This is a genomic window from Anaerobacillus sp. 63XJN7_4_ISO-PGPR-S23-413, from assembly GCF_056173725.1.
This window is the reverse complement of record NZ_CM149688.1, coordinates 1650833-1676015: the sequence shown is the minus strand read 5'-3', so window position 1 is coordinate 1676015 and position 25183 is coordinate 1650833. Positions and strand designations below refer to the sequence as shown.

Annotated in this window: 28 protein-coding genes; 9 read left to right on the top strand and 19 right to left on the bottom strand. The window is 39.8% G+C overall.

Going from position 1 to position 25183, the window contains the following annotated elements; translation table 11 throughout:
• Positions 1–25: 25 nt before the first annotated feature.
• From pyc to glsA, 5 genes are all read right to left on the bottom strand, one after another.
• A complete protein-coding gene (gene pyc, locus AC0VYO_RS09115; RefSeq protein WP_430247086.1) occupies positions 26–3466 on the bottom strand; it encodes a pyruvate carboxylase in 3441 nt (1146 codons plus the stop codon).
• A gap of 17 nt (positions 3467–3483) precedes the next feature.
• A complete protein-coding gene (ftsW, locus tag AC0VYO_RS09110; protein WP_430247085.1) occupies positions 3484–4644 on the bottom strand; it encodes a putative lipid II flippase FtsW in 1161 nt (386 codons plus the stop codon).
• A 405-nt stretch (positions 4645–5049) separates the two neighbouring features.
• Positions 5050–5484 carry a site-2 protease family protein gene (locus tag AC0VYO_RS09105; protein WP_475368890.1) on the bottom strand — a complete coding sequence of 145 codons (435 nt, stop codon included), beginning with the start codon at positions 5482–5484 and terminating at the stop codon, positions 5050–5052.
• Between the two features lie 183 nt (positions 5485–5667).
• Entirely contained in the window at positions 5668–5937 is a 270-nt protein-coding gene (locus AC0VYO_RS09100; protein WP_098445722.1) for an Fpa/YlaN family protein, read from the bottom strand.
• Between the two features lie 105 nt (positions 5938–6042).
• On the bottom strand, positions 6043–6972 hold the full coding sequence (gene glsA, locus AC0VYO_RS09095; RefSeq protein WP_430247083.1) for a glutaminase A: 930 nt from the start codon (positions 6970–6972) through the stop codon (positions 6043–6045).
• Between the two features lie 118 nt (positions 6973–7090).
• Here glsA and AC0VYO_RS09090 point away from each other — a divergent pair, with 118 nt between their 5' ends.
• Positions 7091–7585 carry a peptidyl-prolyl cis-trans isomerase gene (locus AC0VYO_RS09090; RefSeq protein WP_475367223.1) on the top strand — a complete coding sequence of 165 codons (495 nt, stop codon included), beginning with the start codon at positions 7091–7093 and terminating at the stop codon, positions 7583–7585.
• Here the strand turns inward: AC0VYO_RS09090 and AC0VYO_RS09085 are convergent.
• Positions 7582–8910, bottom strand: coding sequence for a PhoH family protein (locus AC0VYO_RS09085; protein ID WP_430247081.1), 1329 nt, complete (start codon positions 8908–8910; stop codon positions 7582–7584). The two genes, AC0VYO_RS09090 and AC0VYO_RS09085, sit on opposite strands and share 4 nt — an antisense overlap.
• Positions 8911–9082: 172 nt before the next feature.
• Here AC0VYO_RS09085 and AC0VYO_RS09080 point away from each other — a divergent pair, with 172 nt between their 5' ends.
• Positions 9083–9673, top strand: coding sequence for a YhcN/YlaJ family sporulation lipoprotein (locus tag AC0VYO_RS09080; RefSeq protein ID WP_430247080.1), 591 nt, complete (start codon positions 9083–9085; stop codon positions 9671–9673).
• A gap of 56 nt (positions 9674–9729) precedes the next feature.
• Here AC0VYO_RS09080 and AC0VYO_RS09075 read toward each other — a convergent pair whose 3' ends face one another.
• A complete protein-coding gene (locus tag AC0VYO_RS09075) occupies positions 9730–10197 on the bottom strand; it encodes a pyridoxamine 5'-phosphate oxidase family protein (protein ID WP_430247079.1) in 468 nt (155 codons plus the stop codon).
• 100 nt (positions 10198–10297) lie between these two features.
• Between AC0VYO_RS09075 and AC0VYO_RS09070 the strand changes: the two genes are divergently transcribed.
• Entirely contained in the window at positions 10298–10498 is a 201-nt protein-coding gene (locus AC0VYO_RS09070; protein WP_194221287.1) for a YlaI family protein, read from the top strand.
• Positions 10488–10925 (top strand): hypothetical protein, encoded by a 438-nt coding sequence (locus AC0VYO_RS09065; protein ID WP_430247078.1) that lies wholly within the window; start codon positions 10488–10490, stop codon positions 10923–10925. Before AC0VYO_RS09070 ends, AC0VYO_RS09065 begins: the two co-directional genes overlap by 11 nt.
• Positions 10926–10969: 44 nt before the next feature.
• Here the strand turns inward: AC0VYO_RS09065 and AC0VYO_RS09060 are convergent, their stop codons facing one another.
• The 3 genes from AC0VYO_RS09060 to typA all read right to left on the bottom strand — a co-directional run bounded on the left by AC0VYO_RS09060 (position 10970) and on the right by typA (position 13657).
• Complete coding sequence (locus AC0VYO_RS09060) at positions 10970–11242, bottom strand: hypothetical protein (protein WP_430247077.1); 273 nt, start codon at positions 11240–11242, stop codon at positions 10970–10972.
• Between the two features lie 22 nt (positions 11243–11264).
• Positions 11265–11585 carry a YlaH-like family protein gene (locus AC0VYO_RS09055; RefSeq protein WP_194221285.1) on the bottom strand — a complete coding sequence of 107 codons (321 nt, stop codon included), beginning with the start codon at positions 11583–11585 and terminating at the stop codon, positions 11265–11267.
• A gap of 239 nt (positions 11586–11824) precedes the next feature.
• Positions 11825–13657, bottom strand: a complete 1833-nt coding sequence (gene typA / locus AC0VYO_RS09050) for a translational GTPase TypA (RefSeq protein WP_194221284.1) — start codon at positions 13655–13657, stop codon at positions 11825–11827.
• Positions 13658–13808: 151 nt separating this feature from the next.
• On the opposite strand from typA, the gene AC0VYO_RS09045 reads away from it, so the two are divergent.
• Positions 13809–13982: a DUF5325 family protein gene (locus tag AC0VYO_RS09045; RefSeq protein ID WP_194221283.1), complete on the top strand. Its 174-nt coding sequence runs from the start codon at positions 13809–13811 to the stop codon at positions 13980–13982.
• 53 nt (positions 13983–14035) lie between these two features.
• Here the strand turns inward: AC0VYO_RS09045 and AC0VYO_RS09040 are convergent, their stop codons facing one another.
• The 3 genes from AC0VYO_RS09040 to AC0VYO_RS09030 form a co-directional block, all read right to left on the bottom strand.
• Positions 14036–14494: a hypothetical protein gene (locus AC0VYO_RS09040; protein ID WP_475367220.1), complete on the bottom strand. Its 459-nt coding sequence runs from the start codon at positions 14492–14494 to the stop codon at positions 14036–14038.
• Entirely contained in the window at positions 14491–15333 is an 843-nt protein-coding gene (locus tag AC0VYO_RS09035) for an inositol monophosphatase family protein (protein WP_430247074.1), read from the bottom strand. Before AC0VYO_RS09035 ends, AC0VYO_RS09040 begins: the two co-directional genes overlap by 4 nt.
• A 91-nt stretch (positions 15334–15424) precedes the next feature.
• A complete protein-coding gene (locus AC0VYO_RS09030; protein WP_194221280.1) occupies positions 15425–15613 on the bottom strand; it encodes a hypothetical protein in 189 nt (62 codons plus the stop codon).
• Between the two features lie 262 nt (positions 15614–15875).
• Between AC0VYO_RS09030 and AC0VYO_RS09025 the strand changes: the two genes are divergently transcribed.
• The gene (locus tag AC0VYO_RS09025; RefSeq protein ID WP_475367219.1) at positions 15876–16505 is read left to right on the top strand and encodes a YktB family protein; all 630 of its coding nucleotides are present in this window, start codon (positions 15876–15878) and stop codon (positions 16503–16505) included.
• Between the two features lie 23 nt (positions 16506–16528).
• Here the strand turns inward: AC0VYO_RS09025 and AC0VYO_RS09020 are convergent, their stop codons facing one another.
• A complete protein-coding gene (locus AC0VYO_RS09020; RefSeq protein WP_475367218.1) occupies positions 16529–16801 on the bottom strand; it encodes a UPF0223 family protein in 273 nt (90 codons plus the stop codon).
• Between the two features lie 20 nt (positions 16802–16821).
• A complete protein-coding gene (locus AC0VYO_RS09015) occupies positions 16822–17775 on the bottom strand; it encodes an NAD(P)H-dependent flavin oxidoreductase (RefSeq protein WP_475367217.1) in 954 nt (317 codons plus the stop codon).
• A 388-nt stretch (positions 17776–18163) separates the two neighbouring features.
• On the opposite strand from AC0VYO_RS09015, the gene AC0VYO_RS09010 reads away from it, so the two are divergent.
• On the top strand, positions 18164–19639 hold the full coding sequence (locus AC0VYO_RS09010; protein WP_475367216.1) for an aminotransferase class I/II-fold pyridoxal phosphate-dependent enzyme: 1476 nt from the start codon (positions 18164–18166) through the stop codon (positions 19637–19639).
• Positions 19640–19678: 39 nt separating this feature from the next.
• On the opposite strand, the gene AC0VYO_RS09005 is transcribed toward AC0VYO_RS09010, so the two are convergent.
• A complete protein-coding gene (locus AC0VYO_RS09005) occupies positions 19679–19792 on the bottom strand; it encodes a GapA-binding peptide SR1P (protein ID WP_098443236.1) in 114 nt (37 codons plus the stop codon).
• A gap of 199 nt (positions 19793–19991) precedes the next feature.
• Between AC0VYO_RS09005 and AC0VYO_RS09000 the strand changes: the two genes are divergently transcribed.
• Complete coding sequence (locus tag AC0VYO_RS09000; RefSeq protein WP_194221276.1) at positions 19992–20372, top strand: DUF1885 family protein; 381 nt, start codon at positions 19992–19994, stop codon at positions 20370–20372.
• A 16-nt stretch (positions 20373–20388) separates the two neighbouring features.
• On the opposite strand, the gene AC0VYO_RS08995 is transcribed toward AC0VYO_RS09000, so the two are convergent.
• Positions 20389–21264 carry a polysaccharide deacetylase family protein gene (locus tag AC0VYO_RS08995; RefSeq protein ID WP_283152304.1) on the bottom strand — a complete coding sequence of 292 codons (876 nt, stop codon included), beginning with the start codon at positions 21262–21264 and terminating at the stop codon, positions 20389–20391.
• 355 nt (positions 21265–21619) lie between these two features.
• Between AC0VYO_RS08995 and AC0VYO_RS08990 the strand changes: the two genes are divergently transcribed.
• Positions 21620–23134, top strand: coding sequence for a glycine betaine uptake BCCT transporter (locus AC0VYO_RS08990; RefSeq protein ID WP_430247067.1), 1515 nt, complete (start codon positions 21620–21622; stop codon positions 23132–23134).
• Between the two features lie 121 nt (positions 23135–23255).
• Here the strand turns inward: AC0VYO_RS08990 and AC0VYO_RS08985 are convergent, their stop codons facing one another.
• A complete protein-coding gene (locus AC0VYO_RS08985; RefSeq protein WP_194221273.1) occupies positions 23256–23489 on the bottom strand; it encodes a hypothetical protein in 234 nt (77 codons plus the stop codon).
• Between the two features lie 284 nt (positions 23490–23773).
• Positions 23774–25183, bottom strand: coding sequence for a dihydrolipoyl dehydrogenase (gene lpdA / locus AC0VYO_RS08980; protein ID WP_475368889.1), 1410 nt, complete (start codon positions 25181–25183; stop codon positions 23774–23776).

Sequence of the window (25183 nt, the reverse complement as noted above, 5' to 3'; positions counted from 1 at the left end):
TGCGCAAAATTGCGCAGCTTTTTTCTTATTCATTCATTTCTAGCAATAAGTCTCCCGATTCAATTCCCTCTCCATTAGCCACATGAATATGTTCCACTGTGCCACTACGAGGTGCCTGGACGGTTGTCTCCATTTTCATCGCTTCTGTGATCATGAGGTGATCACCTTTGTTTACTCTTTCTCCTTTTTCAACTAGAACTTTAATGACAGTTCCCGGCATCGTTGCTCCAATATGATTTGGATTAGTGCGATCCGCTTTTGGTTTAGCCGCAATTGCCGTTTTGATATTTTCGTCTTTAATCACAACTTCACGCGGCTGACCATTTAATTCGAAGTAAAGGGTGCGCTTGCCTTCTAGATTAGGCTCTCCAACCGAGACAAGCTTGACGATAAGCGTTTTCCCCTGTTCGATCTCGACCTCAACTTCTTCTCCAAGTCGCATGCCATAAAGGAAGGTTGGTGTATCTAGAACGGATACATCCCCAAACATCTCTTGAACCTCTGCATACTCTAGATAGACTTTCGGGTAAAGAGCATAAGAGATCAGATCATGGCTAGTTACTTGACGATTCAATTTGTGATAAAGAGTTTCCTTTAAGTCCGTAAAGTTAACAGGTTCTAGAAACTCTCCAGGTCTTGAAGTAATCGGCTCTCTACCTTTAAGAATAATTTGCTGAAGTTCTTTAGGAAAGCCCTGATACGGCTGGCCAAGGTATCCCTGGAAGAGTTCTACAACTGAATCAGGAAAATCTAGAGATTCTCCACGCTCATACACATCATCTTCGGTTAAATTATTTTGAACCATATAAAGAGCCATATCGCCTACAACTTTAGAAGAAGGCGTAACTTTTACAATGTCTCCAAACATTTCATTAACTCTTCGATACATGCGTTTCACATCATCCCAGCGCTCTCCAAGACCGACGCCTTTTGCCTGCTGTTGAAGATTGCTATATTGGCCACCAGGCATTTCGTGCTCATATACTTCCGTGTGTGGAGCGGTCATACCACTTTCAAATCCACTATAGTATTTACGTGTATCTTCCCAGTAATGAGACAATTCTTCTAACGCTTTAATACTAATATCCGGCTGTCGCTCTGAACCATCCATTGCATAATACAAAGAATTGGCACTTGGCTGAGATGTTAAGCCAGCCATGGAACTTACGGCTACGTCTACGATATCTACACCAGCCTCAATGGCTTTCGCGTATGTATAGATCCCGTTACCGCTCGTATCGTGCGTATGAAGATGAATAGGTATAGAGACAGTTTCTTTTAACGTTGAAATAAGTTTATATGCCGCTTGAGGCTTGAGTAACCCTGCCATATCCTTAATTCCTAAAATATGAGCACCGGCGTCTTCAAGTTCTTTTGCGAGCTGTTGATAATATTCAAGGTTATACTTCGACTTATCCGGATTTGAGATGTCACCTGTGTAGCAAATTGATGCCTCAGCAATTTTTCCTGTTTGACGAACCGCTTCAATCGCTTTTGTCATGCCGTCCACCCAGTTCAAACTATCAAATATCCTAAATACATCAATTCCTGCGTCAGCAGACTTTTGAACAAATTCTCGAATGAGATTATCTGGATAATTCTTATATCCTACTCCGTTTGATGCTCGTAACAACATCTGGAACATCACATTTGGCACTTGCTCTCTAAGCTTAATTAAGCGATCCCACGGATCTTCTTTTAAGTATCGTAATGAGACATCGAAGGTAGCCCCGCCCCACATTTCCATTGAGAACAGTTCGGGTAGCATGCGGGCAGTCGGCTCTGCAATATGCAATAAATCAGTCGTTCTCATTCTTGTCGCAAGAAGAGATTGATGACCGTCACGGAATGTCGTGTCGGTAAGTAACGTTTTCTTCTGTTCTTTCACCCATTTAACAAGACCATCTGCACCTTGTTCATCAAGAATTTGTTTCGTTCCTTTTGGTATAGGCTCACTGTATTTTAAATGCGGTACTCTCCGTTTCGTAAACGCAGGTTTTTTCTTTATATCAAGACCCGGGAAACCGTTAACTGTAATGTTCCCGATGTATGAAAGCATTTTTGTTCCACGATCTTTTCGCTTTGGAAACACAAATAGCTCTGGTGATGAATCGATGAAAGATGTATTATATTCGCCTGATCGGAAGTTCTCGTGTTTCATTACATTTTCAAGGAAAGCAATATTCGTTTTAATTCCTCTAATACGGAATTCTTTTAAGTTTCTGACCATTTTAGATGAGGCTTGGTCAAAATTAAGTGCCCATGTCGATAGCTTCACAAGAAGTGAATCGTAATAAGGAGTAATGACAGCACCTTGATAAGCATTCCCTGCGTCAAGACGAACGCCGAATCCGCCACCTGATCTGTACGCCATTAGCTTCCCTGTATCAGGCATAAAATTATTTTCAGGATCTTCCGTCGTTACACGACATTGAATAGCGTACCCGTGACAGTCAATGTCATCTTGTTTCGGTATACCGAGTCGATCACCATGAATGTGTTCACCCTCAGCAATCATAATTTGAGATTGAACAATATCAATTCCCGTGATCATTTCTGTAATGGTATGTTCTACCTGAACTCGAGGGTTTACTTCAATAAAATAGAACTCTCCCTCTTGGTTAACAAGAAATTCAACAGTACCTGCATTGACATACTGTACGTTTTCCATCAATTTCACTGCAGCTTCACAAATGTCTCGTCTAGACTCCTGTGTCAGTGAAACACTTGGTGCTACCTCGACAACTTTCTGGTGACGACGCTGCACCGAGCAGTCTCTCTCATAGAGGTGAATCGTATTACCATGCTTATCTCCAAGAATTTGAACTTCGATATGCTTCGGATTTTCTACAAATTTCTCCACATAAATTTCATCGCGCCCAAAGGCTGCTTTTGCTTCAGATTTAGCACGATCATAAGCCTCCGCCAAAGATTCTTCACTTCGGACGATTCGCATGCCTCTTCCGCCGCCTCCTAGGGCAGCTTTAATCATAAGAGGGTACCCATTCTCATCTGCAAACGCCTTAACCTCATCAAGTCCTTCTACAGGGCCATCCGTTCCTGGAATGACTGGAAGCCCTGCTAATATGGCTTGTTTTCTAGCCTCTACCTTATCTCCGAACATTCGTAAATGGTCAAGTTCAGGTCCTATGAAAATAAGACCTTCCTCCTGACAACGTTTAGCAAACTGAAGATTCTCAGAAAGGAAGCCGTAACCAGGGTGAATAGCATCAATGTCGTTCGCCTTCGCTATCTCGATAATCCCCTCAATATCTAAATAGGCATCAATCGGCTTTTTATCCTCTCCGACAAGGTAAGCTTCATCTGCTTTATAACGATGGTACGATCCACTATCTTCTTTAGAATAAATAGCTACGGTTCGAATATTCAGTTCGGTACAAGCACGGAAAATTCGAATGGCGATTTCACCACGGTTAGCAACTAAAATTTTTGAAATAGCTGGCATATAATTTCCTCCTTAAACTAAAGCTCCATTTGAATCGTATTATCTTTTTTAACGTAACCTTCTTTCTGCTCTTTCCTTATATTCACAAAAGCAGAAACGTTCACTAGTATCCCCATTGATATCATCAGCAAAATTAATGAAGATCCACCGTAACTGATAAACGGAAGTGGGACACCTGTTACTGGTAACCAGCCTGTTATAGCACCAAGATTGACGACTGTTTGTACACCAATCATACCAGCAATGCCTATAGCTAGTAAGCTACCAAATGTATCCTTACAGCGAATACCTATAACAAAACCTTTAAATACGATATAACCTAACAAACCTACTACAAATACAACACCGAGTAACCCTAACTCTTCAGCCACAATGGCCATAATGAAATCTGTATGTGGTTCAGGTAAAAAACCGTATTTTTGAATACTCTGGCCAAACCCCTGGCCCGTAATTCCACCTGATGCTATAGCGATATAAGAATTAATTAAATGGAAACCACTGTCTTCTGGGTCCGAAAATGGATCATAAGCTCCAGTAAATCTTGATGCCTGTTCAGGTGAGAGCGTCATCCACGCAAGAGCGAAGACAATCCCGCCAATGACGATAAGCCCTAAAATGTGTCTCCACTTCATTCCAGAACAAACAATGACAATACCTGAAGTTAATGCGATAATCATTGCCGTCCCAAGATCTGGCTGTGAAGCAACTAACGCAAAAATCAATCCAATGACCATTAAAGGAGGCATTGCCCCTCTTACAAAGTTAGAAATATAGGCTTGTTTTTTGGAGTAAATAGCCGCAAGGTAAATGATTAACCCTAGTTTGACGAATTCAGAAGGCTGAAAACTAAACGAGCCGATTTCAATCCAACTTTGTGCATTGTTCGTCGTGGATCCGATCAATTTCACGAGCAGTAGTGACAAAACAGAGAGTCCTAGTATAGGAACGATAAATTTCCTATAAGCCTTATATGGAAAGACCATCGCCAGTAGGAACATAACGAGTGATACCGCTAACCAGATGATTTGTCTGTTGAAGAAGTAAGCACTGTTTGCTTCATGTCGCATCACAGCCCATACCATACTTGCACTGTAAACCATAACGAGCCCAAACCCGCACAAAAGTAATACACTAATGATTAGAGAGTAATCATAATGCTTAAATAATTTTTTAATCATAAACGTCATCCTACCTATTTATTTTCTATTAAGAAGTTTGCATCAGCTCACTGTTAACTTCATAATCACTTGTTGATTTATTCGCCTTTTGGAAACTAAAAAGTATTGGTGGTGTTGAAGGATTCCCGTAGCCAGACCCCAGATCGTTTAACTTTCAATCAGAACACGCATCTTGTGTTCTAGTTCAAGAGCTCCAATATCTCCGTTTCTAAACGCTCGTCTCCGCTTTTCGGTGTCCAGCTGTGCGGGCCAAATCCTCCGGCTGTTTCACCCATTCGAATGAGACATAAAGCGTCTCACTCTCATGGCCTCCAACATCCTGCGGATTTAGACGGGCCCGCTCCGCTTTTCGAAGTATGTATAGGTTTCGATGGGAATTGGGTGAAACCTGCTGTCCTTTTGAAATTAAGTTTTTTTGAGAAGGACTTTTAATATGGTCCATCCGTCTGATTCTTTCCCGAGAATTTTGAATGGGATCAGATTGGTTATTCCTAGCCAGAGGTTAAAGAAAAGAACCCAGGCTATGATGGATGGGTGGAATGGCAGAATGAGAGCGAGTGCGGCGACGATAAGATTCATGAGTGGACCAGCTATGGCAATGGCGAGTTTCCCATAGGCTTTATCAGGTTGTGAGCTGATGGTCATTCCTCCAGCGAAATAAATAGCGTTAACAGCTACTTCTCCTCTCGGGTGTCTCCATGTAAAGATTCTTGGACCTATGCCCAGGTGTAGTTTCACACCAGCTTTCGTAAAAATATTGGCTGCCACTGTGTGGCCCGCCTCATGAAGTAATAAACTGATGGGAGATATAACAAGGATCACCATGAGCAAATCATACATTCATATCTACTCCTAAAATCTTCTGAATTCTTTTACGGCCTATTCGTATTCTATCATATTTTCTACTTGCTACTATCACTTAATGCGGAACTGCAAAGTGAATGAGTCAAAAATATATTGTATGTAAAGGAAAACTGAAAATAAACAAAAAGCTCAAACTATCATTGATAGTTTGAGCTTTCATTATTTCCTCATACTAGCTTCATGAAGAGCCGAAAGCTGACGCTCAAGTGATTCAAGCAATTCTTTGCCATCCTCTTCATTTACTAATCCAAGACGAACCGCGAAGTCAATTTCGCGAGATAAACCAAACATCTGCGTATCAAGAACCTCTTCATACAGAGGACACTGAGGCATCGTCAAATTCTCCATTTGAACTTCGATAAGTTTTAGGATCTTATGCGCATCGGCTTTTAACAGCTCGTATGCTTTTTCACGATGTCCTGTTGCCATACCAGTTGACAAATCTGATCCCTCCGTTCCCTTTCCCATTCCTTCTATTATCATAAAAGGAATGCAACAAAATTGCAAGAAAAAGCAGGGTAAACGCGGATGTGTTTAGAAAATACTTAGTCCATATTGTGAAGAAAGATTCTCAAGAAGTTTGTTTCCAGCGATACTATTTCCTTTTGCATCAAGTGGTGGACTATAAACACCAATTCCCATTTCATTTGGAACAAGACTTAAAATCCCACCTGAGACACCACTTTTTGCAGGGATGGCCACGTTAATCGCAAACTCACCAGATGCATTGTACATGCCGCATGTAACCATAAACGTTTTCACGATTCTCGCTATATATCTTGGAATAATCCTTCTTTCCGTTTCAGGGTCTTTTCCTTCATTGGCTAGAACCATCCCTATTCTAGCAAGATCTTTACAGTTTACTTCGATTGCACACTGTTTTGTATAAGCTTCAAGAAGCATTTCAACATTATCATCAATAATGCCGTGCTGCTTCATGAAATAACTTAATGCTCGGTTTAAATTCGCCGATTCATATTCCGAATCAGCTACTTCAGTATTAATTCCAATGCTAGTGTTATTCGTCATGTCATGAATTAATTGCAATATGCGTCCAACTTTTTCCTCTACTGAACTACCATGAATCATATTTGTAACAACTAAAGCACCCGCATTAATCATTGGATTGAGTGGTTTTGAGGGTACCATCGTCTCAAGTTTGGCAATTGAATTAAATGGATCTCCCGTAGGCTCCATTCCTACCCTTGAGAAAACATGCTCCTCTCCTGAGTCCATGATTGCTAAGGCTAGTGTTAGAACTTTAGAGATACTTTGAAGGGTAAACGTTTCGCCTACATCTCCGGCTGATAAACATCCGTCTTCCTTGGAGTAGATTGCAATTGCTAGCTTATCTGGATCGGATTTTGCAAGGGCTGGAATATAATCTGCCACTTTTCCATCTTTCGTAAATGGCTTGCTTTTCCTAACTAGTTCCACTAATTCTTCTTCTGTACGACATCTCATCTTAAATCCTCCCGCTCGGAACAAATTGACTCTCACCATACTGTTCCCCAAATGTGACAAATGCAAGCATAACCGGTATACTTGGTTTGCAAAAGATTTTGATTGTGGGGTGTACAAGATGGAGACGATTCTACCTATTAAGGGGAAAGTCAATTATTCCATTACTTTAGACGCAAGCGTATGGATATTTGATGATCGTAAGATTGAATTAGAGGAATTTTTGAAATTTGATGGTTCAAGCGAAAAGAATGAGAACGATTACATCCGTACTCAGGCTGAACGCTTTGAAAGAGAACTTACAGGAATTAAACCTCCTGTTAACAAAAGTATCAAAAGGTTTGAGAAAGAACGCATTCTAACAGGAAGTTTCGTTATCCCACTCAAACCATTTTTATCTAATGCTGATCCTACTAACGATAGCGAGAAGGTTCAGCTAGATTTTAAAGATGGCTCTAAGCAGAGTATGACAATGGATGAAGCCATGAACGGCTTTCTTCGCTTTTCCCAAGATGGAAAACCGCTCAGAGAAGATGGCCCTACCCATTTCTATTTCGGGAATGGCTCGAACGCTTCGGAACCATTTAAATACGTTACAGGTATAACTGTCATCTAGAGTAGATCAGCTGCAATGCGGGCAAGCAGAGAACGTTCACCTTTCTCGAGCTTAACATGTCCGCTAAGCGGCTGGTCTTTAAATTTTTCGACGACATAAGTTAGTCCATTCGTGTATTCATCAAGATAAGGATGGTCAATTTGCTGTGGATCACCGAGGAGAACAATTTTACTTCCCTCACCAACCCTTGTTAAGATCGTTTTCACTTCATGCTTGGTTAAATTTTGTGCTTCATCTATTATAATATATTGATCAGGTAAACTTCTTCCACGAATGTACGTTAATGCTTCTACTTGAATGGAACCGATTCCCGAGAGGATCTTTTCAAGCTCCCCCGTCTTTTTAACATTAAACAGGTATTCTAGATTATCAAATATAGGCTGCATCCACGGACGTAACTTTTCTTCTTTCTCCCCTGGTAGAAATCCAATATCTTTTCCAACTGGAACAATCGGCCTCGCAATAAAAAGTTTTTTGTAGCGATTTAAATCTTCTGTTTGCATTAATCCAGCCGCCATCGCTAAAAGTGTTTTTCCTGTTCCTGCTTTACCTACAAGTGTTACAAGTGGGATGTCGCTACGAACAAGCAAATCTAGCGCCATTCTTTGCTGTACATTCCTCGGACCTATTCCCCACATATATTCCGTTTCCATCGCTGTCTTTTCAACTTTTTTACAGTTCTTATCTACTTTGCCAATTCCGGATGACGAGGCTTGAACCGGGTCTTTTAAGATGATGTATTGATTGGGATAAAGCGGTCTTCCTTTTAACATTTTGACGTCAATATAATGCTTCTCAAAAAACTGATTGAGTACTTCTGAATCAACATACCTTTCTTCATATCCTGTATAAATCTGATTAAATTCAACAACTCTGTCGCTTAAAAAATCCTCAGCTTGTATGCCCATTGCATCCGCTTTAACACGAACCAAAGCATCTTTACTAACAAGAATCACTGTTCGACCAGACTTTAATTTCCCTTCTTCTAAAAACAAATTCAATGCGACCGCCAGAATTCTGTTATCGTTTGTTTTCTCAACAAATTTATCCTGTAAGTATTGAAAAGATCGATGGTTCAGTTCAATTCGAAGCGTCCCGCCGTTTTCAAGAGGAATCGACTCATGAAGCTTTCCGCGTTCTCGAAAACCATCAATCATGCGTGATACTTGCCTTGCGTTCCTGCCTATTTCATCCATATACCTTTTCTTTGAATCCACTTCTTCTAACACCACAGCTGGAATGACAATTTCATTCGTCTCAAACGAATAAATCGCATTTGGATCTTGGAGTAACACGTTAGTATCTAGGACGTAAACCTTATCCAACACTTCGCCTCCTGACCAAATTTAAGTTGCTCTAACAGGTACGAAAAACAGTTGGGACTATCTACGTTTTCTATAATCTATGAACTAGTGTATAAAGTTAGACGGTTATTCAGAAAATAATTAACAAACTGTAGGGATTTATTATAAATCGCTTATTACGGAGGTAATCGAAATGATTAAGATTCGATGGAGTCTCATCGTGATTTGTCTACTTACTGCTTGTCAGGCAAATGATGATCCTGTTGCTACAAATAAGGAAAAAACGGAGCGAGTTCAATATGTCAAACAGTCCGTAAAAACACCAGAGAATAAAAACTTATCAGCTACAGATATTGCTGAGAATCTTGTTACAATCGCTAAACAAGTACCTGATGTGAATGATGCTACAGCTATTGTTACTGGAAAATACGCAGTAGTCGGTATTGATGTAAACCAAAAGCTCGATCGTTCTCGTGTTAGCTCCATCAAATATACAGTAGCTGAAGCACTTCAAAAGGATCCATATGGAGCTAATGCAGTGATTACAGCTGATGCCGACACTACTTATCGATTGAAGCAAATGGCAACTGAAATTAAACGAGGGCATCCAATCGGAGGCGTAATGGAAGAGCTTGCTGATATTGTCGGAAGGCTAATGCCTGAAGTGCCTAGTAAAACGAACAAATCTGAACCTGATCCCATTCGCTCAAATGATAAGCAAATACCCGCAAAAGAAGAAAAACAATTGAAACAGCAGCAGGAGAAACAAGACTTAGATAAATAATTCTTCGGCTATTACTGATATCTAATAAAACAAACTAACCGCCCCCAACGGGTCGGTTAATTTGTTTCGGTGGATTTTTTTAGTTGAGCCATGACGGAGCGATCTAATTTTGCAGCTGCTTCAGGATCATACGTTTTTTCATAGACAGGTTCAACAGACATTTTCGCACCATAAAACATCACATCTCGCACTTCTTTAATCTGAAGCTTAAACATCGTAAGCTTCAGCGGAACGTCCTGCATCCTCTCCTCCGCTAATGAAGCTCTACCGGTAATCGCATAGGTACTTTCATTTCCAATTAGCGTAATCGAAACATGATCATTGGTCTGAATATTTGTCACAATTCTCGATTTCTGATCCACAGCGAATACGATAGTTTCACGATTGACAGCGTATAACCAGGAGATAGCACTAATATTTGGTCCTGTTGTTTCATAATCAATCGTTGAAAGGAGCGCATATTGTTCTCTCTTAAGTAACGTTAAAAGATCATTCGTTAAAGTTTGGTCGACTTTATTTGGCATGATATTCCCTCCATTTTATTACCTGTTATCTAACGCATTATACTGCAAAGGATACCGTTATTCATGCTATACTAGCAACATGGAATGAGAGGTGTAAAAGATGCGAGTAAAATGTGTATTATGTGATAAAATCGAAAAAATCGATAGCGGGAGTCCGCTTGCTAAAAAACTACGCAACAGACCGATCCATACCTATATGTGTGACACATGTAATGAACGTATTGAGACGCGAACAAAAGAACGTAAAGATACGGGGGAATTTAAATTATTCCACCAGGATGAATCGAACGATGAGTGGTAAAATAAAGCTTGGTCTACTGGCTGGAACGATTTCTGGGATTGCCCTCGGACTAATATTAAAGGTTATTCAATTCACTACTGGCAAACTCGTTTATACGCTCCTTCTAAACATTGATTTCATACCGATTATTGGGAGCATAAACTGGCCAGAACTTATTGAATTTGTTTTTCATCTTATTATCTCCCTTATCATCGGTGTTGTTTTCAGTTTAGGGAGCTCAAGATTTTTCTCTAATAAGAAAGTATATCAGGCGATCTTTGCTTACGTATTAACTCTACCAACCGTTTTTCTCTATTTTCCTTTAACATACCTTGCTATCAAGCCCACTCCGGATCTCTTTGACCTCGTTGCGATTGGATACTGGACAATAGGGCACTTAATCTATGCAGCGATCTTGTTTGGTGTTTATGCCCTTAATGAGAAATAGCCTTGTGTTAAGAAAGACGTGCTTTCAGCACGTCTTTTTCTCGTTCATTGGTTATACTTTGGTTCATTTTCAATCGAGGATAACAGCGCTTCAATTAATTCAGATGGAAATTTCTTCGAATCGCTTTCCCCATCCTTCACATAATTAACGACGTAGTATTCCTCAGTCACTTCCACAGATAAGTCCGCAACATTATGATCTTCTGTTAAGATGTCCATAAAAAAACTGCACGTATCTTGCGCTGCCTGATCATCCTTACGATGATCAGCGACAACTTTAATACTAAGCCAATTATACATCGTATCCTGAAGATTCAAAGTGTCCCTCCACCTTATGACATTACGCTTCTTTTTTCTTCGCTTGATTGAGTCGCACCTTATAAATAATTAATACGACAGCAGAAGCTACTAATCCTTCAGCAACCGGCAAACCGATTCCAAAAAAGGTTAGCGGAAAACATCCAATAACAAGAACAGCGTATACGATGACATTTTTTAGTAGAGGAAGTTTTTTGGCAAAGCCAAGACGATAGACAACAATACAAAGGATAACGATGATCGCATATAGCAAATAAAACCCCAGGGTCATATTGTCTTCAATGCCGACCAACTTAGCGAAAAATGATAAATCTTCCGATGCAATGGTAGGTTCCGTATTCATTTATTCACCCCCGGTATAAAAGCATAATAAAACAAACCATAAATAAAAGTAAACGATTTCTTCTCTCTTTTTAAAAAAAGCTATGTTACTAAAGGTTTCACTCAATTGAGCCGAAAATCGAGAATCAACAGTAAAGCCTAACATAGCTCTTTAAAAACCCCATACATAACTGGGAACATAGCTAAACAATAAAAAAACGATCCAAAAGGGATGCCCCTTTTGAATCGCATTAGACACCCTTATTGGGCTGTTTTTTTCTTTTTAGCGTTCTTTTCACGTTCGTTCTTATCAAGGATTTTCTTACGAAGACGGATTGAATCCGGTGTTACTTCGCAATACTCATCATCGTTCAAATACTCAAGCGCTTCTTCAAGAGTTAGAACGCGAGGCTTCTTCATAGAAACCGTTTGGTCTTTGTTGGCAGAACGCATATTCGTCATCTGCTTCACTTTAACGATGTTAACCGTGATATCATTCTCACGAGTGTGTTCCCCAACGATCATTCCTTCGTAAACTTCAGTACCTGGAGCTACGAAAATTGTACCGCGGTCTTCAACACCCATAATACCGTATTCTGATGCTTTTCCTTTTTCCATTGAAACAAGTACACCAGCACGACGTCCACCTACACGCCCGCTAATAAGAGGCATATACGTTTCAAATGTATGGTTAATAATACCATATCCGCGTGTTTGTGTTAGGAACTCAGTTGAGTAACCAATCAAACCACGAGCAGGAACCATGAATTCAAGGCGAACTTGGCCTGAACCGTTGTTTACCATGTTGACCATTTCACCTTTACGCTCACCAAGTGATTCCATTACAGAACCAGTGTAGTCTTCAGGTACGTCAATTTGAACGCGTTCAACAGGCTCACTTGCAACGCCGTCTACTTCACGTACGATAACTTCAGGTTTTGAAACTTGAAGCTCATATCCTTCACGACGCATGTTTTCAATCAGGATTGAAAGGTGAAGCTCACCACGTCCTGAGACAACCCATGCATCTGGAGAATCTGTATTCTCAACGCGAAGACTTACGTCAGTTTCAAGCTGAGCTCTAAGACGCTCTTCAATTTTACGACTTGTAATGTATTTACCTTCTTTACCAGCAAAAGGACTATTGTTTACAAGGAACGTCATCTGAAGAGTAGGCTCATCAATACGAAGAATAGGAAGTGCTTCCTGATGATCGTAAGGACAAACTGTTTCACCTACGTTGATTTCTTCCATACCAGAAACCGCTACAAGGTCGCCAGCTTTCGCTTCTTCGATCTCAGTACGCTTCAATCCAATGAAACCAAAGAGCTTAGTCACTCTGAATTGCTTCACTGTTCCATCGACCTTCATCAGGGCTACCTGTTGGCCAACCTTCATTGTTCCTCTGAACACACGACCAATTCCAATTCTTCCAAGATAGTCGTTGTAATCAAGAAGTGTAATCTGGAATTGAAGAGGCTCGTCACTGTTATCTAGAGGTGCAGGAATGTTATCAATAATTGTGTTCATAAGAACTTTCATATCGTCATCCTGTACTTCAGGATCAAGACTAGCTGTACCGTTGATTGCTGAAGCATAAACTACTGGGAAGTCTAGCTGATCTTCGTCCGCGCCAAGATCAATAAATAAATCAACGACTTCATCCACAACTTCTTCAGGACGTGCTGCAGGACGGTCAATTTTGTTAAGAACGACAATTGGTGTAAGCTTCTGCTCAAGAGCCTTCTTAAGCACGAAACGTGTCTGTGGCATACAGCCTTCATAAGCGTCAACAACTAGAAGAACGCCATCTACCATTTTCATGATACGTTCAACTTCACCACCGAAGTCGGCATGTCCAGGTGTATCCATGATGTTGATTCGTTTGTCTTCATAGTTAATTGCCGTATTTTTAGCAAGGATTGTAATCCCGCGTTCTCTCTCAAGGTCGTTCGAATCCATCGCACGTTCGCTTACTTGCTCGTTATCACGAAACGTTCCAGACTGGTGTAGCATTTGGTCTACCAACGTCGTTTTGCCGTGGTCAACGTGGGCAATGATTGCGATGTTACGAATATCTTCTCTTATTGCCATTAATTATTCTCTCCTCGTATTCTCGCCTTATTTCTGACGATAAACTCAATAACTAGACCATTATAACACAGATATCGCTATACGCGAAATTTCTCTTCTTTCACCAGCAACATGGTTATTGTACACTAGTACTATAAAGGGGGCTTTCTACATGAACAAGCATAATTTCCTTTTACTCTTAATGGCCATTCTAGCGGTTGCAAGCATGTGTGCAATCGGCGTATCTATAGCTGAACAAAGCTGGATCGGCGGGCTTCTTTCATTTATCGGAGTAGGTTTCTTTATGGGAATGGGCTTTCGTATTAAACGTAAAGCAGAACTATAAGATCACATGAAAAGAGCTGTTCAAGTAGAACAGCTCTTTTATCTATTTACCTTTCACCCATTTGGGTGGACCAAAATCAAATATTTTTTCCCCTCTTCTTCAATTCCGTATTGCTCGAATCCACACTTACCTAAAAAAAGACTCCATTCGTTCAGGTCATAAGGAATACCTGAAAAAACAACATCGTTTTTTTTACCTAATAAGGTGCGAATAACGCTACAACCAATACCCGACTTTCGCTTCATAGGATGAACGACAATTGTCCCTAACCATGGTTTTTGATTAGACGGTGCATCGTCAAGAACGGCCGTAATCGCTACCGGTAGATCGCCGTAGAACCATACATTAAACTCGCAGCCCATTCCTTCATATGTTTGTATGTATGAAATCATATCTTCGAATAATGGGATTCGACCAAATTCTGTAAGAAGCCATGTTTCGTCTTCTTGCGTCCAGTCAAAAAGAAGTTCAGCAATATTTTCTTGAGATTCAGGAGCTGCTAACAATCTCATCTTGAAGAAGGGGTTCTTAAGTAATAATTTTGATCAAGCGCAGGCTGAATGTATTCTTTTTGAACCTCAGTATGGAATAATTCAGTACCAGCAAAAATTGTATTCTTATCAAGTAAATCAATCTCTTTGTTATCAACTGTTGTACATATCCCTCCGCCTTCCTCGATTAACATTTTACCAGCAGCAAAATCCCACGGAGCAAGTCGCAGGGAAACATACCCATCAAGTCGACCGGCGGCTACGTACGCCAATTCAATAGCTGCACTACCATAAGAACGTGTTCCCCGGATTTTTTTTAGAAGTGGTGAGAACGTGCGAGGATCTATTCGATGATTTTCTGTTACCCAGGTCGCGTTTATAGCTAGAAGTGACTCTGAAAGGTTAGTCGTTTTCAATGGTTTGATTTTCTCATCGTTTAAATAAACTCCTGAACCTTTTTTACAATGATACAGTTCGTCCTTCGTAACATCATAAATAAACGCCAGTTTCCCTACTCCATCTTCGTATATTCCGATCGATATAGCGAAATTAGTTTGTTGATGAACGAAATTCATCGTTCCATCAATAGGATCTAAAAACCAAATTACGCCGTTCAACTGTTCTATATTATCACCAAAACCTTCTTCGCCCATGATTCGATGACTTGGATAACCTTCCTTAATTTTTTCAATAAAAAACTTCTCCGTTTGTTTATCAATGTCCGTTACGAGATCGTTTGGATTGCTTTTAGTATCAATCTTAAAGGAAGTTGTGAAGGAAGCCATGATCTCTTGACCCGCTTCTCGTATCCATCTGATTGCATCTTCATATACATTGTCCCAGTTTGTGTGCTGTGTCATGGTTCGATCTCCTTTTGCCTTAATTTTCTTTCTACCTCTTATTATGACAGGAAAAGAAGAAAAAACGAACCTTTTTGCAAGGTTCGCTTCATTAAGCTTCTAATCTGACCATTTCTTTTCGAAGCTCCTCTAGCTTCACTTTACATCTCTTCATTTCATCCTGATCACTAGCCGTCATTGCATCGTGTAGTGTTGCCAGCTCATAGTCAATTTCCATTCTCAGCACCGGGATCCGCTTCTCTGCCTCGTTTCTTTGCAATGACTGAATCACTTGTTTCATGGTAACCTACACCCCTCTCAAATTCGATTAAGCAGTCATAGTCATCAGATCCGGCTATAAGACGGAATATTCTGATATTTCTGCTTTGATTAATATATCTTATGCTTTACCTGTCGACTATGCAACCTCTTTATTTGTTTCTATTTTTCCTCTTTTTCGCACATTTCAAACCTAACATGACACACCAATCGTCATTTTATATGCAAATGTTCGGTCTATGTTACTATAAGAATATAAATTTTTTGTCGTATTGGAGGATAATATGTCTTTTAAAGGATTTACTCAAACTGATTTTCAATCATTCGAAATTGATGGACTTGAGGCTCGAATGGAAGCCATACAAGAGCGGATTCAACCAAAATTCGCTGCCATTAGCGAGGAAATTAAAAGCGATCTCGAGATTCTTGCTGGAAATGAGATGCACCTTCACATTGCTCGTCATGCAAGACGAACGAAGAATCCTCCCGTTGATACATGGATGGCGTTTTCGCATAACAAACGCGGGTACAAAATGCACCCTCACTTTCAAATCGGCCTTTTTGATGATCATGTCTTTGTATGGCTTGCATACATTTACGAGCTTCCAGGAAAGCCACAAATGGCTTCCTTATTTTTAGATCACTTAAATGAACTAAAGAAAGATATTCCAACTTCATATTGGATCTCTACTGACCACACTAAGAAAAAGGCAAGCCACCCCATCAAGGATAGTGATCTCGATAAAGTACTTACCCGCTTTAGAGATGTAAAAAAGGGCGAATTTCTAGTTGGCCGTCATTTTGCCAGTGACGATCCGTTATTGAATGATGGAGAGAAATTTATTAAAGAGGTTAAACAAACTTTTGAGACCTTAATGCCTATCTATCAACTTTCACTTCAAGCCACAAAATAAACCAGGGGATTCTCCCCTGGTTTTTATTTATTCATTTTTACTTTATCGCGTTCTGTTTCTCTTGCTTCTTTTACAACATGATAAGTTGAAAATCCTGTCTCTTTATCAAACTGTCTAAAGATTTGCTTTTCCTCTGATTTAGAGGGAACGACATCTTTAAATGCATGATAGCTACTAATCAATTCGCCCTTATGCACCCCTCTGTCATATGTTTGCTCAACTAATTGGAAAAAGTTTACAACTTTGATGACTTCTTCTTTACTCCAATCAATTGAAATAGGGTATTGTACTTCCATTTTCAATCTCCTTTCTCACTTTACCATTTTAATCGAATTTCGTTTGCTTCTTTATCCATACGATCAAATAACTCCGCTACTGAAGGAACATCATTGATCGCTCCCATAACCTGACCTGCCCAAGCAAAGCCTTCTTCTTCTTTTCCATCATATATAAATTTCCTGTTTGCTTTACCGCTTATGTATTCTTTAAGAAGATCATATCCTCCCTGATTTGCTTCAATTTGTAAAATCTCTTGAGCAAACACATTCCTAATAACTCTTGCAGGTGCTCCAATACTACGCTTAATAATCATAGTATCCGTTTCAGACCCTTGAAGCAAACGACGCTTGTAAACATCATGAGCATGGGTACATTCTTTTGTAGCAATAAATCGTGTACCCATTTCAATTCCCTCAGCGCCAAGTGCGAGAGAAGCCATTAGCGCTCTTCCATCACCTATTCCCCCTGAAGCAATAACCGGAATAGACACAGCATCAACTACTTGAGGAACGAGTACCATCGTACCAATATCATCCTTTCCAAGATGTCCTCCACCTTCTTGCCCGACAACCATTACGGCAGTAGCTCCTAACTCTTCTGCTTTTACTGCTTGTCTTTTACTAGCAGTCAAAACAACAACTTTCACATTCGTTCCTTTTACCATATCAAATACCGGCTTAGGGTTTCCACCGGTAACCGAAATGATCTCCACTCCTTCTTCAATGGCTGCTTCAAGCATATCCTCAAAGGGTCTTCCATGTTGACCAATCGCAAAGTTCACTCCAAATGGCTGATCGGTGAGACTTTTAGTAAGGGCGATTTCTTCTTTAAGCTGTGTTGCTGACTCCATAGACATAGCTGTGAGCTGCCCTAATCCTCCTGCGTTGCTAACAGCAGCAGCTAACTCGTGATATGCAAGATAGGCGAGACCCCCTTGAACGATTGGTCTTTCAATACCTAATAACTGAGTAATTCGCGTATTCCACTTCATAATGAATCCTCTCCTTATGGTAACCCATTTCGAGAGTTAGAAGTGATCTCCTCTTTTCTCTTCTAGGAACGATGCTTCCTTATATAGTTGATCGATAAGCATGGGTTTAAAATAAAACTTGCAAATTATCCCTCATGTGATTATACTCAGTTTGTTTAAGGAAGAAAGAAGTCCTATAACTAATGTTCTTCTTTTAAGCGTCATATCTGGCTATACAAAAAGTTCACTTAGACCAAACCCGCTTTCCACAAACTACTGTGGAAGGCTTTATCTAGTAACGTATAAGCTATATTACTGATTTCAAGATTTTCGGCTCATTCGATATAAAAGAGCAGACGATCTACAACGTTATTCATTTAACCAAAGTATAAATAAAGAGGTGCTGGATTTGCAACAACACGAAACACCATTGTTCACTGGTTTAGTAAACCACGCTAACAAAAACCCTATTCAATTTCATATACCCGGCCACAAAAAAGGCTCTGGCATAGATCCTGAATTTCGTTCTTTCATAGGCGAAAACGCCCTGTCAATTGATTTAATTAACATTCAACCACTTGATGACCTCCATCATCCACACGGTATGATTAAGCAAGCACAGGATCTAGCTGCTGAAGCTTTTGGCGCTGACGCAACCTTTTTCTCTATTCAAGGTACAAGCGGTGCAATCATGACAATGGTCATGACTGTATGTTCACCAGGTGATAAAATTATTGTCCCGAGAAATGTTCATAAGTCTGTTATGTCTGCAATCATTTTCTCCGGCGCAACACCTGTATTTATTCATCCAGAAATTGACCCTAAGCTTGGCATCTCACACGGCATTACTCCTATAGCCGTTAAGAAAGCATTAGAACAGCACCCTGACGCAAAAGGTGTCCTTGTCATTAACCCCACCTATTTTGGTATATCTGCTAATCTTGAAGAGATCGTTACGATTTCTCATGAGTATGACGTACCTGTATTAGTTGATGAAGCTCACGGTGTTCACATTCACTTTCACGAGCGACTGCCCGTTTCAGCCATGCAAGCCGGTGCAGATATGGCAGCTACAAGTGTGCATAAATTAGGGGGATCAATGACACAAAGTTCCGTCCTTAATGTAAAAGAAGGGCTTGTTTCTGCAAAACGCGTCCAAACCATTATTAGCATGCTAACAACTACCTCCACTTCGTATATCCTTCTTGCTTCTCTTGACGTTGCAAGAAAAAGATTGGTCATGGATGGTTATGATTTAATTGAACGCTCCATACAACTTGCAGAAGAAGCTCGAAAGCAAATAAATGATATTTCTCCTCTATATTGTGTCGGGCAAGAAATCCTTGGAACGAACGCTACTTACGATTATGATCCAACGAAATTAATCATTTCTGTTCATGACCTTGGAATTACTGGCTATGAAGCTGAAGTTTGGCTTCGAAAAGAAGCGAACCTTGAAGTAGAGCTTTCTGATTTGTATAACTTATTATGTATTGTAACTCCTGGCGATACCGAGGAAACAACCAGCGCTCTTGTTCATGCTCTAAAAGACATGGTAGAAGCCTTCAAAGAGACAGAAGGTTCAATCACTAAAAAGTTTGATGTTCACGCTCCAGATATCCCGATTCTAGCTGTTTCACCTCGAGATGCTTTTTATTCTGAAACAGAGGTGATTCCATTTAAAGAATCGGCTGGTCGGGTCATTGCAGAATTTGTGATGGTTTATCCACCTGGAATTCCAATCTTCATCCCAGGTGAAATCATTACAGAAGAAAACTTAACATATATCGAAGAAAACATTGAAGCTGGATTACCGGTTCAGGGGCCTGAAGACGACGAATTAGTTCACATTCGGGTCATTAAAGAATATAAAGCCATTAAATAAGAGGCGGCCAATTGGCCGCCTCTTTCTTTGCTATATACGTTATTTTTTATCTTTTTTATTGCATTCCGGGCATCTGCTATAAAGTGTACTTACCTTCTCTTCATGTACGTGATCAATTGTTTTTTCGCAAGTTTGGCAAATGATAATACCCATTCTCAACACCCCTTAAGTTAGTTTTGAAAACGCTTCCGTTTCGCTTAACTTCATAATAGTGTGTCACAATTGATTTGTCAACACTATATTGTATATCACATTATATTCTTTTTGTGTCTAATATGTGTGGATGAACGACCAATTGTCAGAATACAATTTACACTGTACACTTTATTATATGACGATGGGAGGAATGATCATGCCTCAAAGTGCTTACTTAAAACCAAAAACGGAAGATGAACTATCACTTGATCATATTAAAAGCTTACTTTCCTACTACATGGACATAACATCCAAAACTGGAGAGCAACTTTCTTGGTCCTATAGTGAGTCTGCTTTCCCCTACACTTTGATTGAACAAGTGGATGGAGACATTTGGTTTTATTTAAAAGGAAAACATAGTGATTATCGGATGATTATCATCGGTTTAGTAGACAGCAAACTTCAGATTGTTCTACCAGATCAATCCACTCACGGTGATAAAGCGAAAGCGAATGAATTATGTAAATTTCTTGCAAATAAATTACAGGCCGATCTTACTCTCTTCAACGGTAGAACAATGTATTACGCAAAAAAATAAACAGCCAAATGGCTGTTTATTTTTGTAAAGGTTCAATTTCTTCAGGATCAATTAAGTTATAATCTTTATCTCTTAATCCTTTCACAATATCTCCTAATGCAGCAGCTGTCCAATCACGGTCATGCATAAGTAAGTTTGCCCCATTTTGAAGTAGCGGTGAATTTACCATAATGTCTTTGATTGCAGCTTCACTTTGATATTCCTTTACCCAGTCATACCCATATGTCCAATTCATCACGAGCATGCCTTCTTCTTCGGCTAATGACTTCGAAAAGTCAGTATTAGATCCAAATGGTGCTCTAAAGAACTTCGGCTTTTCTCCAATTACTTCTTCGATCATTTCATTTACCTTCAATATCTCTTCTTTTTGCTCTTCTTCTGATAATGTTTTGAGATCAGCGTGCGTCATCGTATGGTTTCCTATTTCAAAGCCCATATCATAAATTTCTTTTAACCTTGCTTTTTCTTCATCTGTATCAATAAAATGACCATTAATAAAGAAAATGGCAGGAGCATCTAGTTCTTTTAATGTTTTTGCCATTTCTACGGCATTCGTATCTGGAGCATCGTCAATTGTAAGTAGAACCGCTTCAGCAGGAGCATCATTTATCGGTTCAAAGCCCCAAAAAGCTTCGTTAAGTCGATATTCAGGCTCTACTTCTTCTGCAGTAGCTTCTTCTTCTTTCTGATCCTCTGATTCAGCATTACTTGTCGCGTCTGAATCTGTTTCTTCCTTATTTGTTTCTTCGTTTGTTTCTTGTTCATTTGAAGCTTCACTATTGTTTGCTTCATTCGTTGATGCTTCTGAATTTTCTTGTGAACCAGCATTTGTTGAACACGCTGCTACAAAAAGCAAAAGCGCTAATGTCATCCATTTCAATGTGTTTGTCATTTCTCTCTCCCCTTATCTAGTCTCATTTCATCATATACGAATTCATGAACAGTATAAAGAGGAAATTGTCACAAATAACCAACTATCTACCCATCTATTTTTCAACTATTCCGACTTCCTTTCTGACATGGTTTTTCCCTTTACAACGTTTAAAACAACAAATATACTAGACAACGTGTCTTTTGCTTGACTTGTCCTGAAGCCTGTTAATAAAAGGGAATAGGGCGCTTACCTGCATAGTTTTGGTATCGACAGGTAACATTGAGTACACATACATTTTATTTCCTGTGTATAAAAGTGCTTTCAGATGACAGTGCTATTTTTTGGAATTATTTTAGAAAGGTGATGATGAAATTTGAATAAGCTTACAGCAGTCTTTGTTATCTCTGTACTTCTGTCTCTAATCTTTATTTCTTGGGGTACGATTTCTCCTGAGTCATTAGATTCGACTACAAGCTCACTTCAAAGCTTTCTTCAAGTGAAGTTTGGATGGTTTTATTTATTAGCAGCGTCAGGCTTTCTTATCTTTGCGATTTATCTTATCTTTTCGAAGTATGGAAGACTTCGACTTGGTAAAGAAACCGATGTACCTGAATATAACCTAATTACATGGTTTGCTATGCTTTTCTCAGCCGGAATGGGAATTGGACTTGTATTCTGGGGTGTAGCAGAGCCGATGTTCCACTACTATGATCCTCCAGCTGGGGCAGCTAGTCAGTCAGATGAAGCAGCGCGACTAGCCTTTCAATACAGCTTCTTCCACTGGGGACTTCACCCGTGGGGAATTTACACAGTCGTTGCTCTCGCACTTGCCTTCTTTAAATTTAGAAAAGGTGCGCCAGGCTTAATCAGCGCGATTTTCTATCCGATTCTTGGAGAACGTGTAAATGGACCAATTGGTAAACTAATCGACGTTATTGCTGTCATTGCGACTGTATTTGGTGTCGCGACGTCCCTTGGCTTTGGTGCTTCTCAAATAGGCGGAGGAATTTCCTATTTAACTGGCATTGAAAATTCGTTTACAACACAGTTAATCATTATTCTTATTGTAACTGTCCTCTATATGATCTCTGCTTCAACGGGGATTTCAAGAGGGATTAAGTACTTAAGTAATACAAACATTGTCCTAGCGATCTTGCTCATGTTCTTCCTGTTATTCGCAGGACCTACAAACTTTATTATGGACCTCTTCACATCTACACTTGGATCTTATATTCAAAACCTACCAAGTATGAGTCTCCGTATGAGACCTTTTGAAGGGTCGTCTTGGATCCAGAGCTGGACAATCTTCTATTGGGCATGGTGGATTGCCTGGGCGCCATTCGTTGGAACATTTATTGCTCGAGTATCAAAAGGTCGAACGATCAGAGAATTTGTTCTTGGTGTCCTTTTAGTTCCGACAATCTTTGGTGGATTATGGTTCTCCGTATTTGGAGGGTCAGCTATTTCACTTGATATGGCAGGAACAGGTATTTACGACATTATCAATAACCAGGGTATGGAAGTTGCGCTATTCGCTGTACTTGAGCAATATCCACTTGGAACAGCCATGTCGATTATTGCCATTTTATTAATCAGCACATTCTTTATTACTTCAGCTGACTCAGCAACATTCGTCCTTGGAATGCAAACGACGAACGGAAGCATGAATCCTTCCACCAAAGTGAAATTAACTTGGGGTGTGATTCAATCATCTGCTGCTGCAGTTCTGCTTTGGTCTGGAGGATTAGGAGCTCTTCAAACGGCTTCTATCATCGCTGCATTCCCGTTTGCTATTATTATAATAGGAATGATCATTTCTCTCGTTAAAGCCTTTAAACAAGAGAAAATACCTCCTAGACCACCTAAGAAAGATGATCCAAAATCATAAAACACTAAAAGCGTCCTACCCTCTTGGTAGGACGCTTTTTCATTTACCTTCTATCTATTATATTAATGAAGGTTATCGATAACATTCATTAGTCAGCTTAATTTTTAAATAGTTACGTCCATCAAATTAAATGGTATAGATAGATAATGATGAATGCCAGAGTAGAAGAAAAAGAAATCAAATAGATAAGCTCTCTTCCTCTTCTAACCATTTGAACAGAAATCGTACAAATAAGATAAAGAAAAACTAAAAATAATAAAATCTTAAATCCAATATGATCTCGAGGAGAATAATAAATAAGTTGAAAAAAACCAAACCAGATCAAAAGCTGAATGCAAATAACTTTTCCATACATAGAACAGCACCTCCGCATAATACAAGTGTCCTATTCTCAAATGTATGTGCAAGTAAATCTCCTAATCGCTTCATTTCTATATTTAGTTTCCAATAAAGAAAGAAAACTGAACATACCTAATCCATTCGTTTATATTTATGAATGTGGTCCATTTCCAACCTCTATTAACTAATAAAAGCAATTGAATCCACTTAAATGAATCATAAAATTATCATGAGCGGGACTGCTCATTCTCCATATAAAAACTCCAGAGACAAGAGTCTCTGGAGTTTTTCAATTAATTATTAACCAATGTGAATTGGAGTACCTAGAGCTACTTCAGCAGCTTCCATAGTAATTTCTCCAAGTGTTGGGTGAGCATGAATTGTAAGCGCAATGTCTTCAGCTGTCATACCAGCTTCGATTGCAAGACCAAGCTCAGCAATCATATCAGAAGCGTTAGGACCAGCAATTTGAGCGCCGATCACTAGGCCATCTTCTTTACGAGTGATAAGCTTCATAAATCCTTCACTGTCGTTAAGAGACAATGCACGGCCATTAGCACCGAATGGGAATTTAGATGCTTTCACATCGAATCCTTGATCTTTTGCTTCTTGTTCAGTGTAACCAACTGAAGCGAGTTCTGGGTCAGAGAAAACAACCGCTGGGATTGCAAGATAGTCAATCACAGAGTTTTCACCACTGATCGCTTCTGCAGCTACTTTACCTTCGTAAGAAGCTTTATGAGCAAGTGCAGGACCTTCTACGATATCACCAATAGCATAGATGTTATCGAAGTTTGTACGACACTGCTTGTCAATCTTCACAAGACCTTTGTCCGTCATTTCAACGCCAAGTTCTTCAAGACCGATTTCATTTGTATTAGGCTTACGACCAACTGTAACTAGTACATAATCAGCGTCAAACGTCTGCGTTTCACCTTTGATTTCTGCTGTTACTGTTACGCCGTCTTCTGTTTCTTCAACGCCTTGTGCAAGAGCTTGAGTAATGATTTCTACATTACCTTTCTTCTTAAGACGACGAGAAACAAGAGAGCTCATTTGTTTTTCGAATCCAGGTAGAATTTGCTTCGTACCTTCAAGGATTGTTACTTCAGTACCGAAGTTTGCGTACACAGTACCAAGTTCGATTCCGATGTATCCTCCGCCGATAACAACCATTTTCTTAGGAACTTCGTCAAGTGCAAGTGCACCAGTTGAAGAAATAACGCGCTTGCTCCATTTGAAGCTTGGAAGTTCGATTGGGCGAGATCCTGTTGCGATGATGCAGTTGTTGAATGTATACGTTTGAGAGTTCTTTTCGTCCATGATACGAACTGTGTTCTTATCGACGAAATAAACTTCACCGCTAACAACTTCAACTTTATTAGATTTCATAAGTCCTGCTACGCCGCCAGTAAGCTTGTCAACAACAGAAGACTTCCACTCCTGAACTTTCTTCATGTCAACGCTCACGTTCTCAGCAGTGATTCCGATATCATCGGAATGCTTTGCTGACTCATATTTATGAGATGCATTAATCATTGCTTTTGAAGGAATACAGCCGACGTTTAAGCAAACTCCGCCTAGAGTTCCTTTGTCAGCAATGGCAACTTTCTGACCAAGCTGTGCTGCACGGATTGCAGCAACATATCCACCTGGTCCAGCTCCTACTATAAGTGTGTCTAATTCGATTGGAAAATCTCCTACTACCAT